The organism is Mesorhizobium subarcticum (assembly GCF_055456085.1).
Genome location: NZ_CM144237.1, coordinates 2249904 through 2263767, shown reverse-complemented (window position 1 = coordinate 2263767; position 13864 = coordinate 2249904). Strand labels below are relative to the sequence as shown.

Genomic DNA, 13864 nt, shown 5'->3' with positions numbered 1-13864 from the left:
ACATTTCGTCAACTTGTTGAAGACGACATATCAGCCATGGTGGCGATGGAAACAGCTGCCTGGGGTCCGCTTGGCGCCAGCGAGGCAGCGATCCGTCGCCGCCTTTCATACGGACATACAATGATCGTGGCCTTGGTCGGGAACCTTATCGCCGGTGCGATCTGCTTCGTGGAGACAAGCCAGGACCCTCGCGATACGCAAAAGTTCCCAAAGACCTTCTCCGCTTATTCGTCACTTGCCAGGAGCGAACCGGCGCACTCGCTCTACGTTTACAACCTTGGTGTGCGACCCGAGTTTCGCGGCACCGACATAGCGCGCCAGCTCCTGTCGCAACTAACGGACCACGGCCGTCGAGCCGATGCGCGTTGGTTGGTCGGCGATGGACGCTGTCCGTCCTATGCTGGAGCGCAGAATGATTTTCCCGACAAGGTTCGGCCGGATCCAGCATTCCGCCAAACGATCGATGAGTGGCAACGGACCGGCGTGATGCCTTCAATCGAGGCGATAACCAAGGACCCTTTGCTGCGGTTTTACCGACGCGTTCTGCATTGTGAATTTCTGCATCTGGCGCCCGACTTTCTGCCCGAGGACCTGAGTTCCGGCGGATTTCGCGTGATCTTTGCCGTCGATCTCACCCGATGACAGGCCAGGCCGACCTTTTCGATCCTTTCGCGCTGGACGGCGATCCGTTTCCTGAATTCGCACGCCGTCGGAGCGCGGGAGGCGGCAGTTGGGGCAAACCTCCTTACCCGGAGGTCGGCGAGGCGTTCTACGTATTCAGCCACGAGCTTGTATCGCAGGCATTGAAACACCCGTTGTTACTCCAAGCCCCGCCGGGCGCCTATCAGGAAGTCAGGCAGAAAATCAGTGCCAATCCGGCGTTGGATATTTTGACCCGCTCCATGCTTTTATCCGACCCGCCGCGGCATATGAGCTTGCGCCGTCCACTGGCAGGTTCGCTAACCTTTTCCGCTGGCAGAGGCCTGCTCGGCCAGCTAGCGTCCAGGGCATCGGAGCTGGTGCGATCCGCCGTGAGAAAACGGGAGTTCGACGCTGTCGTCGATATAGGCCTTCCACTGGCTTTCTCAGGCCTGGAGCGCATCCTTGGTATCGACATCGATGATCCATGGCGCATTGGCTACGACGCACAGCGTATGGCCGATGCCTTGGACATGAGGATTGGCGGCATCAACGAAGATGCAAACGAGGCTTGTCGCCGGTTGGAGGCATGGGTCCTGCGGGCGATAGAGCACGGCGACGTCCATCCAGACGGCATTTCCGCTCATATGCTCGCTGAGGTCGATGCTGGCCGCTGGCACAAGGACGATGCCGTTGCAAACATCGTGTTTCTGCTGTTTGCCGGACAGGCGACGGTTGTGGACACATTCGGCAATGCTCTGGCGGCGCTGGCCAGTTCTCCGGAGCAACTGTCGTCGCTCGAAAACGGGAATGTCGGTTGGTCCACAGCAGCAGAGGAACTGCTTCGTTTCTGCGCGCCCGTCCAATACGCCGGGGCACGTATTGCCGCGGAGGATCTGCAGTTTGGTGGTGCTGCCATAAAGGCTGGGCAGGCTGTTGTCCCTGTTCTGGCGAGCGCAAATAGAGACGTTTCCGTCTTTCCGGCAGGTGATCGGCTGGATCTGCATTCCGGTGTTTCGCCGGCCCTTGCGTTCGGCACCGGGCTTCATGTCTGTCTCGGTCAGCATGTGGCCCGGGTGGAGCTGGCAGTGCTGCTGGAGGCACTGTTCACTGAAGCCAAAGGTTGGCGCCTTGATGCTTCCAAGGCTGTCAGACGGCGCTCAGTGCTTTTCTACGGTCTGCAAACCGCCCCGATGATTCAGGCGAAAGATCGGTCATCGGCTTGAATTCCGCGTTGCGGCTTTTGGGCGCGCGACATCACATGGAATTATCCCCGGCCTCGTTACGTTTGTGTGGGCACGAGAACAATGTTGACTAACGTAGTCATGTATTGATAGGTGGAACTCGTGCCAAAACCCCAGATCGAGGACGACACCATGAAATACAAGCTTTCCATGCTCGTCGGCGCGACGGCGCTGGCAATTGGCCTGATCGCCGGCCCGGCGATGGCCGAGGATGCCGGCATCATCGTCTACAACGCCCAGCACGAAAGCCTGGCGAAGGAATGGGCCGAAGGTTTCACCAAGGAGACCGGCATCAAGGTCACCTTGCGCAATGGCGGCGACAGCGACTTCTCCAACCAGATCGTCGCCGAAGGCACCGCTTCACCCGCCGACGTGTTCCTGACCGAGAATTCGCCGGCCATGGTGCTGGTCGAAAGCGCTGGACTGTTCGCGCCGGTCGACGCCGACACGCTGGCTCAGGTGCCGCAGGACTATCAGGCAGCCAGCGGCAAATGGGTGGGTGTGGCCGCGCGCAGCACCGTCTTTGCCTACAACACGACCAAGCTCAAGACCGACCAGTTGCCCAAGTCGCTGCTCGATCTTGCCGACCCAAGCTGGAAGGGCCGTTGGGCGGCATCGCCCTCGGGCGCCGATTTCCAGGCCATCGTCAGCGCGCTGCTGCAGCTCAAGGGTGAAGCCGCCACGGCGGACTGGCTGAAGGCCATGAAGACAAACTTCACCGCCTACAAGGGCAACAGCACGGTGATGAAGGCGGTCAACGCCGGCGAGATCGAAGGCGGCGTGATCTATCATTATTACTACTTCGGCGATCAGGCCAAGACCGGCGAGAACAGCAAGAACGTTGCGCTGCACTATTTCAAGAACCAGGATCCGGGCGCCTTCGTCTCGGTCTCCGGTGGCGGCGTGCTCGCCTCGAGCAAGCATCCGAAGGAAGCCCAAGCCTTCCTGAAGTTTGTGACCGGCAAGGGTGGCCAGGATGTGCTGAAGAACGGCACATCCTTCGAATACGCGGTCGGCAAGGGGGCTGAGTCCAACCCGAAGCTGGTGCCGCTGGTTGATCTGCAGGCGCCAAAGGTCGATGCCACGACACTGAACTCCAAGAAGGTCACCGACCTGATGACGGCAGCCGGCTTGCTTTAATAGCCGTTCGTCCTGATAAGGACGTCAGACCGTGCTCCCGCAGGGCTTTGCCTTCCGCGGGAGCGTTTTGTTTTCGAGATGGCATTTGTCGATGACGACACGCTGTATTCCGGACCGCGATCGCGGTTCTTCAATGGCTGCCGCTGGACGGCAGCGGCACGGCGTCTGACCTGATGCAGTCCGCGGTCGATCTCACGCGCTCGGGCCTGCCTTCGGGCAAGGGCAGAAGGGCCCGAAGGCGCGTGGCACCTTGGCTGATCACCGCCGCCATTTCCGTTTCGCTGCTCGCCCTGTTGCCGCTCGCTTTCATCATCTGGATCGCGGTGCAGACCGGCTGGGACACCGTCTCGGCGCTGGTCTTCCGGCCGCGCGTCGGCGAACTGCTGGTCAACACCACGCTGCTGGTGCTGCTGGCCGTGCCGATCGCCATCGTGCTGTCCGTCGCGCTGGCCTGGCTGACCGAACGCAGCGACCTGCCTGGCGCCCGGCTGTGGGCATGGCTGTGCGTGGCGCCGCTCGCCATTCCCGCCTTCGTGCATTCCTATGCCTGGATCACCATGGTGCCCGGGCTGCATGGCCTGTGGGCCGGCGTGCTGGTATCCGTCATCGCCTATTTTCCCTTCCTCTATCTGCCCATATCGGCGGCGCTGCGGCGCCTCGATCCTGCCTTGGAGGACGCGGCCGCAGCCCTTGGCCTTGGTCCTTGGCGCGTGTTCTGGCGTGTCGTGTTGCCGCAGCTCAGGCTCGCCATCTGCGGTGGCTCGCTGCTGGTCGGACTGCATCTGCTGGCCGAATACGGCCTCTATGTCTTTATCCGCTTCGACACCTTCACCACGGCGATCGTCGACCAGTTCCAGTCGACCTTCAACGGACCGGCCGCCAATATGCTGGCCGGCGTGCTGGTGACCTGCTGCTTCGTGCTTCTGGGCCTCGAAGTGCTGGTCCGCGGCGAGGAGCGCTATGCCCGCGTCGGCTCCGGTGCTGCCCGCTATCAGCAGCGCGCCAGCCTCGGACGCGCCACCATCCCGAGTCTCCTCTTGCTTCTTGTCACCACGCTGCTCGCGTTGGGCGTGCCGTTCGTCACCATCGGCCGCTGGCTTGCCGCCGGCGGCACGGATGTCTGGCGCCTCGACGAGATCGGCCTGGCGCTCGGCCAGACGCTGTTCCTGGCGCTCGCCGGCGCCCTGCTCGCCACCGTCGCCGCCATGCCGATGGCCTGGATATCGATCCGCGCGCCGGGACCGCTGCAACGCTTGCTGGAGGGCTGCAACTACATCGTCGGCTCGCTGCCAGGTGTCGTCATCGCACTGGCGCTCGTCACCATCACCGTGCGCATCGCTTTGCCGCTCTATCAGACCCTGTTCACCATCCTGGTCGCCTATGCACTCATGTTCCTGCCACGTGCGCTGGTCAGCCTGCGCGCCTCGATCGCCCAGGCGCCGGTCGAACTCGAACGTGCGGCGTCCAGCCTCGGCCGGGCACCGCTCAACGCGTTGTGGTCGACGACGATCCGCCTGTCGGCGCCAGGCGCCGCCGCCGGCATGGCGCTGGTGGCGCTCGGCATCATGAACGAACTGACCGCGACGCAGATGTTGGCCCCGAACGGCACCCGTACCCTGGCGATGGCATTCTGGTCCTATAGTGGCGAGATTGATTATGCCTCTGCGGCGCCTTACGCCTTCATCATGGTAGCGATGTCGCTCCCCCTCACCTGGCTGCTCTATGTCCAGTCGAAACGGATGGCCGGACGATGAGCTTTCTCGAAATCAGCGGCCTGAAAAAGCACTACGGCCCGGTCGCCGCGCTGGCCGGTGTCGACCTGAGCGTCGCCAGCGGCAGCCGCACGGCGATCGTCGGACCATCCGGCTGTGGCAAAACCACCTTGCTGCGACTGATCGCCGGTTTCGAAGCGCCGGACCAGGGCCACATCGCGCTTGACGGCGAGGTGTTGGCCAAGGACGGCGCCGCTGTCCCGGCGTATCGCCGTGGCATCGGCGTGGTAGCGCAGGACGGCGCCCTGTTCCCACATCTGACCATATCGGACAATATCGGTTTCGGCATGGGCCGGAACGAGGACAAGCGCGCCGAACGCATCGTCGAGCTCGCCTATATTGTCGGCCTGGACAAGGCTATCCTCAAGCGCCGCCCGCACGAACTTTCCGGCGGCCAGCAGCAGCGCGTGGCGCTCGCCCGCGCCATGGCGATGAAGCCAAGGCTGATGCTGCTCGACGAGCCGTTCTCGGCACTCGACACCGGCCTGCGCGCCTCGATGCGCAAGGCGGTCGCCGAACTTCTCGAGGCCGCCGGCATCACCACCATCCTGGTGACGCACGACCAGGCCGAAGCGCTGTCCTTCGCTGCCCAGGTGGCGGTGATGCGCGACGGCAAGTTCTCGCAGGTCGGCACGCCGCGCGATCTCTACCTCAAGCCGAAGGACAGGATGATCGCCGAATTCCTCGGCGACGCCATCATCCTGCCGGCAAAGATCGCCGATGGCTTCGCCAGCTCGCCGCTCGGCCGCATCGCCGTCGAGACAATGGAGCGGCGCGATATCGCCCGCATCATGTTGCGGCCGGAGCAGATTGCCTTGAAGAGAACGTCGCGCGAAGGCATGTCGGGCACATCGGACATGCCGTTCGGCGAGGTAACGGAATCGGAGTTCGCCGGCTCGACATGCACGATAGCAGTGCGGCTCCTGAACAATTCCGACCCGCCGGACGCCGCCGCCATCGGCAACACGCCGCTGATCCTGCGCAAATCCGGCATGGACGCGCCGGCGGTTGGCGAGATCGTGCGGCTGACCGTGTCAGGAAAGGCGCATGTGTTCGCCTGAGCGTCCGAGGGCTTACGGCGCAGGCTTGAAGATCAGAGCGCCGGCTCGGGGACGGACGCCTTGAACACATCGAGGCGGCTTCCCGTCTCCGACGAGAAGAAATGCATGTCCTCGGGCGAAATCTTGAGACCAACCGTACTGCCGGGCTCCAGGTGCACAGCCTCCGAAGTCATCACCGAAAACGGCGCACCGTCGAGATCGACATAGATGACCCGCCCCGCGCCCAGTTCCTCGACCAGGTCGACGGTGGCACTGAGCGCGCCGGCCGTGTCCGGAGCCACCAGACGGACGGCTTCCGGCCGGATGCCCATCGCCACCTTCGTGCCGACCGGCAGGCCGGCGCGTGCCATCGCCAGGCGGCGGCTACCGCCAAGCAGCGACAGCCCGTCGAGCTCGACCGTGCCTTCCAGAATGTTCATCGCCGGCGCGCCGACGAAGGTGGCGACGAAGCGGCTGGCCGGACGGCTGTAGACCTCCGCCGGTGTACCGACCTGTTCGACACGCCCGCCGTTCATCACCACCAGCCGGTCGGCCAGCGTCATCGCCTCGACCTGATCGTGGGTGACGAAGACGGAGGTGACGTTGAGCCGTCGATGCAGCTTGCGGATTTCCGAGCGCATCTGGACGCGTAGCTTGGCGTCGAGGTTGGACAGCGGCTCGTCGAACAGGAACACTTTCGGCTCGCGTATCATTGCGCGGCCCATGGCGACGCGCTGGCGCTGGCCACCGGAAAGCGCCATCGGCTTGCGGTCGAGCAGATGCTCGAGCTCCAGCGTGCGGGCAACCGCTTGGATGCGCTGTGTGCGTTCAGCCGTGGGAACGCCGGCGACCTTGAGCGAATAGCCGATGTTCTGCGCTACGCTCATATGCGGATAGAGCGCGTAGTTCTGGAACACCATGGCGCAGCCACGCTCGCGCGGCTCCAGTTTGTTGACCACGGTGCCGTCGATCGCGATCGTGCCGCCGGAGATCTCCTCCAGCCCGGCGATCATGCGCAGCAGCGTGGACTTGCCGCAGCCGGAAGGCCCGAGAATGACGACGAACTCGCCCGAGGCGAAGTCGAGGTCGACGCCGTGCACGACCTGCGTCTTGGCGTAATTCTTCTTGACGCCGCGAATGGTGATGGAGGCCATTGTTTGTCTCCTGTTATTTCTCGGTGGCGACCAGGCCACGCACGATCCAGCGTTGCATGAGCACCACGACAAGCAGCGGCGGCAGCATGATGATAAGCGTGCCGGCCATGGCAATGTGCCATTCCGGAGTGCCGCCGACATTGGGAATGAGCTGCTTCAACTCGGTCACCGCCATCGCATGCGACTGGTCGGTGGTGATGAGCAGCGGCCACAGATACTGGTTCCAGGCCCACAGGAACATGATGGTGCCGAGCGCGGCCATATTGTTGCGCGACAGCGGAAGAAGGACATCGATGAAGAAGCGCAGTGGCCCCGCCCCGTCCATGCGCGCCGCCTCGGTCAGTTCATCCGGTAGGGTGAGGAAGAACTGCCGGTAGAGGAACGTGCCGGTCGCCGTGGCGACCAACGGCAGGATCAGTCCGGGATAGGAATTGAGCAGCCCAAGGTTGAGCGAGACCTGCACCCCCGACACCTTCTCGATCAGCCAGCTCAAGCCTGTCAAATCGAGGATGGCCTGATAGGGCGACAGCACGTTGGCGACGACCGCGTAGGTCGGCACGATGCGCACTTCCAGCGGCAGCATCAGCGTGATGAAGATCAGCCAGAACATGAACATCCGGCCGGGAAAGCGGAAATAGACGATCGAGAAGGCGGTGAGCGCCGAAATGATCACTTTGCCCGCCGCCACGCCGCCAGCGACGATGAAGCTGTTGAGCAGTTTGGGGCCGAGATCGGCTGTCACCCAAGCCGTCTTGATGTTGGCCCAGAAGTCGCTGCCCGGCAGCAGCGACATCGGCACATCGTTGACATCCTTCAGATTGTGCGACGCCGCGATGGCGACGATGAGGAACGGCGCGACGCAGAAGACAAAGCCGATGAACAGGATCAGATGCGTGAAGAAATTGAGGAGTGGGGTGCGCTCTACCATGTCATCCTCACCCGTAATGCACGCGCCGCTCGATAAAGCGGAACTGGAAGATGGTGAGCAGAATGATGAGCAGCATCAGGATGATGCTCTGCGCGGCGGCACCTGAATAATCCAGACCTTTGAAGCCGTCGGAATAGATCTTGTAGACCATCAGGTTGGTCGCGTTCGCCGGCCCGCCTGATGTCATGATGTCGACGATGCCGAAGGAATCCTGGAAGCTTTCGGTGATGTTGATGACCAGAAGGAAGAAGATCGTCGGCGTGATCAGCGGGAACTGGATATCCCAGAAACGCCTGATGACGCCCGAACCGTCCATTGCGGCGGCCTCGATCAGCGAGCGGGGTATGGCCTGGAACGCGGCGAGGAAAAAGATGAAGTTGTAGCCGACATATTTCCACGAGAAGGCGACGATGATCGACGCCATGGCATCCGCGCCATCGAGACCCGGATCCCAGATCCCCGGCCACATCCGGTTGACGACGGAAAGGAACCCCGCCTCCGGCGCCAGGATGAAGCGGAACGCCAGCGCCAGCGCGGGCGCAGCGATGCCATAGGGCCAGATCAGCACCACGCGATAGAGGCGCGAGCCAGCGAGTTGCCGATCGGTCAAGGCGGCGAGCACGAGCGCAATGAACATTGCAAGCCCGGTGCTGATGCCGGCAAAGACGAGGCTGGCGGTAATCGAGTTCCAGTAGTCGGCGTTGGCCAGGATCGAGCGGAAATTGTCGAGCCCGACCCAGATGTTGCCGTCGCCCCAGGGCTGCTGCAGCGTCAGCGACCAGTATACGGCCTGGCCGGCCGGCCAGTAGAAGAAGGTGAAGATAAGAAGCAGCTGCGGCACCGCGAAAAGGATGCCGATCGTCCAACTGTTGAAGGTAACGCGTTTTTCCATCGGTCCGCCGATGCCGCACAACGGCCACTTAGAGCAAAGGTGAGATTAATATACGAAATGGCCGCCCGTCGAATCTGGACGGACGGCCCTTCCGCTACCCGGGATCAGGGCAGGGTCTTACCCGGATAGGTCTGCTGGAAGCGGTCGAGGATGGCGTCGCCGTTCTTGACCAGCGTGTCGAGGCCTTCCTGGACGCTGACCTTGTTGGCGAAGATCGCCTGCATCTGCGTGCCGAACTCGGCGCGGATCTGGGTGAAGTTGCCCAGGCGCACACCACGGGTGATTTCGGTCGGCTCGGACGCGGTCAGGCTGGCGATCGCGGTTTCACGGCCCTTGTAGGGCGCCTTGTCGTAGAAGCCCTGGCCCTTCATGTAGTCGAAGCCCGACTTGGTCACCGGGATGTAGCCGGTGTTGGTCGACCAGAACAGCGCAGTCTTGGGGTCGTGGATGAAGTTGAGGAACGCGGCCGCGCCCTTGTACTCGGCATCCGACTTGCCCGAGAGAACCCACAGCGAAGCGCCGCCGACGAGCGAATTCTTGCGCTCGGTGCCGGCATAGACCGGCAGTTCGGCAACATCCCAGTTCATGCCTTCCTTCTGGGTCCGGCCGACAGTGCCGTGGTCGCCGACCGACGTCAGGATCACCTGGCAGGTGCCCGAGGCGAAGGCCTGAACCATGTCCTGGCCGAGGTCCTTGGACTTGATCTTGATGAGACCGGAATCATACCACTTCTTCAAGTCGGTGACGTACTGGACGAACTTGGTCTTGTTGACTTCCAGGCGCGCGTCGAGGCCGTCATAGCCGTTGTTCTTGGTGGCGACCGGCTGATTGTGGATGGCCGAGAACTGCTCCATCAGCTGCCAGCTTTCGTTGGCCGAGATGTTGATCGCCATCGGGCATTCATAGCCGGCGTCCTTCATGGCCTGCAGGTCGGCGCCGACATCTTCCCAGGTCTTTGGCGCTTCGGTCTTGCCGATCTTGGCGAAGGCGTCCTTGTTCCAGTACATCAGCGCGGTCGAGGAATTGAACGGGAAGGACAGCATTTCTCCCTTCGACGTCGCGTAGTAGCGCGCGATACCGGGGAAATAGTCGGCGTAGTCGATCTTGTAGCCGTTTTCTTCCATCAGCTTGTCGGCGGGCTTGTAGGCGCCCGACAGCATCATGGTGGCGGTGCCGACGTCATAGACCTGAACGACGGTCGGCTGCTTGCCGGCACGGAAGGCAGCGATGGTGTTCTGCAGCGTGGCGTCGTAATTGCCCTGGCTGGTGCAGACCACCTCATAATCGGACTGCGAAGCGTTGAAGTTCTTGCACATCGTGTCGACGACACGGGCGAGATCGCCCGAAAGGCCGAACCAGAAATCGAACTTTACCGGCTCTGCAAAGGCAGGCATTGCGAGCGCGGTGCTGAGCGCGCCAGCGGCAAGGGCAGCAAAGCCCCGCTTGATCATGGTCATGGGTTTTCCCTCTTGAGTGGCTAGAGACAAGGGTCTTGCGCAAGTCCTTGCCCGCTCTCTTAGAGAAGGTATGTGACAGTTCTGTTGTGGCCTCCGGCCTTTGCACAGCTGCTCATTCCTCGCCTTCGGCGGCTTGGCCGGCATCAAAACGTCACACCGGCGCCTTTCTAGCTAGGGCGTCTGTCGAGGGCGTAAAGACCATGACCGGCAGCCATGATTATCCGACTAATGGGGTCATGAAATGTCGGTGCGGCAGCTGACGCCTGCGCCGAGAAAGCACGCTACGGTTGCAGGCGGACTTATCGATCCTTCAACAGCCAAGCATTAATCAGTCATATTTCGTTTCTTATCTCCGGTGGGCTTGGGGAAATAAGATGTTGACGGTCTACAATTGCATCGTGAACCAGCACGATCTGAGACTGGTCGCACTCGCAGCACTGATCTGCGGAATTTCCTGTTTCTCTGCTGTCAGCCTGCTTCGCCACATCAGCCGCTCAGCGGACCGGAACAGGCTTGCCTGGCTGATGATCGCGGCCAGTTCGACCGGCTTCGGCATCTGGGCAACGCATTTCATCGCCATGCTAGCGTTCACGCCGGGCATTCCCAGTGCCTACGAGCCGGCGCTTTCCGTGCTCTCGCTCGCTGCCTCGGTCATGCTGACGGCGGCCGGTATGTGGATCGCCACCTTGCGGGACGAGCTCGATTATCATCTCGTCGGTGGCGCCGTTCTGGGTGGCGGCATCGCCGCCATGCACTACATCGGCATGGCGGCGTTCGAGGTCCAGGGCCGGATCGAGTGGAACCTGCTGCTTGTCGCCGTCTCCCTGCTGGCTGGCCTGACGCTTGCGGCGCTGGCGCTGCGTGTCGTGCTGCGCCGCCCCTCCCTGGCCGCGACATCCGCCGGCGCGGTGCTGCTGACGCTGGCGATCTGCACCTTGCATTTCATCGGCATGGGTGCGGTCTCGATCTTTCCCGATTCCTCGATCGTCATATCCGAATACACGATCGAGCCGACCTCGCAGGCTTTCGCGGCCGCGGCCGCCACTCTGGTGATCCTGGTGTTGTCGGCATCGGCGCTGTGGATCGATTTGCGCTTCCGTCGCCAAAAGCTCGAGGTCGACCGCATGCACGGCCTGGCCAATGCCGCCGTGGAAGGCCTGATCGTCTGCGACGGCAACCGCATCGTCAGTGCCAATGACAGCATGGGCAAGCTGACCGGCACGCCGGCGGCAATGCTGGCCGGCACGGATCTGGGCGAGCTCTTCGACGAACGCACCGCAGCCGACGCGGCCGATTTGGAAGGCCAGCCGCGGGAGGCGGAATTGAGGAACCGCGACGGAACCCGAATTCCCGTCGAGCTGATCGCCCGAAGCATCGACTATTGCGGTAAGCCCCACAACGTCATCGCTGTCCGCGACGTTCGCGAACGCAAGAAGGCGGAGCAGGAGATCCTTCGCCTCGCCCATTTCGACCCGCTGACGGGACTTGCCAATCGCCGCTCCTTTTCCAGCCGTCTTGACGCGGAAATCGCATCCATGACCCGGCTCGCCAATACCGGCAAGGGCGTCAAAGGCCGGCATCTTGCGCTTCTGCTGTTCGACCTCGACCGCTTCAAGGAGGTGAACGACCTTTACGGTCATGGCGCCGGCGATGCGATGCTCCAGAAAGTGGCGACCTGCGCGGCCGGCGTTCTGCGCCACGGCCAGATGCTTGCGCGCCTCGGCGGCGACGAATTCGCCGTCATCGCGCCCGACCTGCCCGACCCGCAGGCGGCTGGCCGAATCGCCGGGTCACTGCTCGCCGCCATGCGCGGGGAAAACCGGGCCGCGGTCGGCGGCGGCCTAGTCTCGGCCAGCATCGGCATCGCGATCTATCCGCTCGATGCCGAGGACCAGACCAGCCTGATCAGTCATGCCGACACGGCACTCTATCGCGCCAAGTCCGAAGGCCGGGATACCTATCGCTATTTCGAGGCGTCGATGGGCGCCGAGGCCCGCGACAAGCGGGTCATGGAGCACGAACTGCGCCATGCCGTGGTGCGCGGCGAATTCTACCTCGTCTACCAGCCGCAGAAGGAGATCAGCAGCGGCAAGATGGTTGGCTTCGAAGCCCTGATCCGCTGGCGCCATCCAGAGCGCGGCGACGTTCCCCCAGGCATATTCATCCCGGTGGCCGAGGACAGCGGCGCTATCGGGCAGATCGGCGACTGGGTGCTCGACGCGGCCTGCGAGGAAGCCGCCCGCTGGGAAAATCCGCTGGCGGTCGCCGTCAACGTCTCCGCGGTACAACTTCACAATCCCAATTTCAGCCGCAAGGTGCACGAGACCTTGCTGAGGACAGGTCTTGCTCCGGCAAGACTGGAACTCGAGATCACCGAAACCGCGCTGGTCAAGGATATGCCGCGCGCACTGGCAACCTTGCGCCAGGTCAAGGCACTTGGTGTGCGCGTGGCCATGGACGATTTCGGTACCGGCTATTCCTCGCTTTCCAACCTGCGCGCCTTCCCTTTCGACAAGATCAAGATCGACTCCTCCTTCATCAAGGCGGTGGACACCAACGGCCAGGTCGCGGCCATCGTGCGCGCCGTGTTGGGGCTGGGGCGCGGCCTTGGCCTGCCGGTTCTTGCCGAAGGCGTCGAGACGCTGGGCGAGTTGAAGTTCCTGGACGCCGAAGCCTGCGAGATCGGCCAGGGCTACTATCTCGGCAAGCCGGCGCCGATCGACGCGTTTGACGACCTGACCCGCCACGGCAAGCGCACTCCGGCGCGCGCCCATCCCAAGGATGGCGGTGTCGTATTGCTCAAGTCAAAGGTGCGCTCGGCCTAGTCCAGGGAAAGCGCTACGCGCTTTTCCCTCGGAAAACCGTTGCCCACTTTTCCTGGAATTGCTTGATCTTACGACCCGAGTGCGGTCTCGACCAGCCGCTTGGCATCAGGCCCCGACCATTCGGCGGGACCGTTCATATGGGCGATCAGGCAACCCTCGCCGTCGATCAGCATGGTGACGGGAAGGCCGAGCGCCAGGCCACGCGCCTTGAGGTCGTTGAACAGCGCCACCGTCGAATCCCGATAGTAGCCGAGCGCCTCGACGCCTGTGTCCTTGAGAAATTTCTTCGGCTTTTGATCGTCGCCGGCATCGACATTGACGGCCACGACCTGAAAGGCGTCGCTGCCCTTTTCCTTCTGCAGCGCATCGAGCGCTGGCATTTCGGCGCGGCACGGCGCGCACCATGTCGCCCATAGATTGAGCAGCACCGTCTTGCCGGCATGGTCGGCGATCGTCATCGGCTTGCCGTCAGGGCCATTGAAGGCAAGGCTCTTCAGGGATTGCGGCGGATCGGCGGGCAACAAAGCGGCGACCTCGCCGGTGGCAGCAGCCGCGACCTTCTTGGCCCGGTCGCTCTTGGCGGCGCAGGCGACGTCGTCCTTGCTGTCGCCGACCGCCGCTTGGGGTGCGCCGTTGTTGCCAGACCGGCTCTCGCTGACATATACCGCGACCGCGCCGGCCAGCACTCCCGCCACCAGGGCGGCGAGGATCAGGCGCGGTGCCGGGAAAAATCTGTTTCCGTCTGCCATTTTCTCAAAACTGCTCCGAAGCAC

The 13864-nt window shown here is 62.8% G+C and carries 11 protein-coding genes; 6 read left to right on the top strand and 5 right to left on the bottom strand.

The window, feature by feature from the left end:
• Window positions 1-120 precede the first annotated feature (120 nt).
• From ACZYHG_RS11065 to ACZYHG_RS11045, 5 genes are all read left to right on the top strand, one after another.
• On the top strand, window positions 121-642 hold the full coding sequence (locus ACZYHG_RS11065) for a GNAT family N-acetyltransferase (RefSeq protein ID WP_464613817.1): 522 nt from the start codon (window positions 121-123) through the stop codon (window positions 640-642).
• Window positions 639-1865: a cytochrome P450 gene (locus tag ACZYHG_RS11060; protein ID WP_464613816.1), complete on the top strand. Its 1227-nt coding sequence runs from the start codon at window positions 639-641 to the stop codon at window positions 1863-1865. Before ACZYHG_RS11065 ends, ACZYHG_RS11060 begins: the two co-directional genes overlap by 4 nt.
• Window positions 1866-2015: 150 nt before the next feature.
• Complete coding sequence (locus ACZYHG_RS11055) at window positions 2016-3023, top strand: iron ABC transporter substrate-binding protein (RefSeq protein WP_464614660.1); 1008 nt, start codon at window positions 2016-2018, stop codon at window positions 3021-3023.
• A gap of 173 nt (window positions 3024-3196) precedes the next feature.
• Window positions 3197-4777: an ABC transporter permease gene (locus ACZYHG_RS11050; RefSeq protein WP_464613815.1), complete on the top strand. Its 1581-nt coding sequence runs from the start codon at window positions 3197-3199 to the stop codon at window positions 4775-4777.
• On the top strand, window positions 4774-5856 hold the full coding sequence (locus ACZYHG_RS11045) for an ABC transporter ATP-binding protein (protein WP_464613814.1): 1083 nt from the start codon (window positions 4774-4776) through the stop codon (window positions 5854-5856). The genes ACZYHG_RS11050 and ACZYHG_RS11045 overlap by 4 nt, the downstream gene beginning before the upstream one ends.
• Before the next feature lie 32 nt (window positions 5857-5888).
• On the opposite strand, the gene ACZYHG_RS11040 is transcribed toward ACZYHG_RS11045, so the two are convergent.
• The 4 genes from ACZYHG_RS11040 to ACZYHG_RS11025 form a co-directional block, all read right to left on the bottom strand.
• Entirely contained in the window at window positions 5889-6989 is a 1101-nt protein-coding gene (locus ACZYHG_RS11040) for a sn-glycerol-3-phosphate import ATP-binding protein UgpC (protein ID WP_464613813.1), read from the bottom strand.
• 13 nt (window positions 6990-7002) lie between these two features.
• Entirely contained in the window at window positions 7003-7917 is a 915-nt protein-coding gene (locus tag ACZYHG_RS11035) for an ABC transporter permease subunit (protein ID WP_464613812.1), read from the bottom strand.
• Window positions 7918-7924: 7 nt separating this feature from the next.
• A complete protein-coding gene (locus tag ACZYHG_RS11030) occupies window positions 7925-8809 on the bottom strand; it encodes a carbohydrate ABC transporter permease (protein ID WP_464613811.1) in 885 nt (294 codons plus the stop codon).
• 104 nt (window positions 8810-8913) lie between these two features.
• Complete coding sequence (locus ACZYHG_RS11025) at window positions 8914-10266, bottom strand: extracellular solute-binding protein (protein ID WP_464613810.1); 1353 nt, start codon at window positions 10264-10266, stop codon at window positions 8914-8916.
• A 374-nt stretch (window positions 10267-10640) separates the two neighbouring features.
• Here ACZYHG_RS11025 and ACZYHG_RS11020 point away from each other — a divergent pair, with 374 nt between their 5' ends.
• Window positions 10641-13091, top strand: coding sequence for a putative bifunctional diguanylate cyclase/phosphodiesterase (locus ACZYHG_RS11020; protein WP_464613809.1), 2451 nt, complete (start codon window positions 10641-10643; stop codon window positions 13089-13091).
• Window positions 13092-13159: 68 nt separating this feature from the next.
• Here ACZYHG_RS11020 and tlpA read toward each other — a convergent pair whose 3' ends face one another.
• A complete protein-coding gene (gene tlpA, locus ACZYHG_RS11015; protein ID WP_027031259.1) occupies window positions 13160-13840 on the bottom strand; it encodes a thiol:disulfide interchange protein TlpA in 681 nt (226 codons plus the stop codon).
• Window positions 13841-13864: the final 24 nt, after the last annotated feature.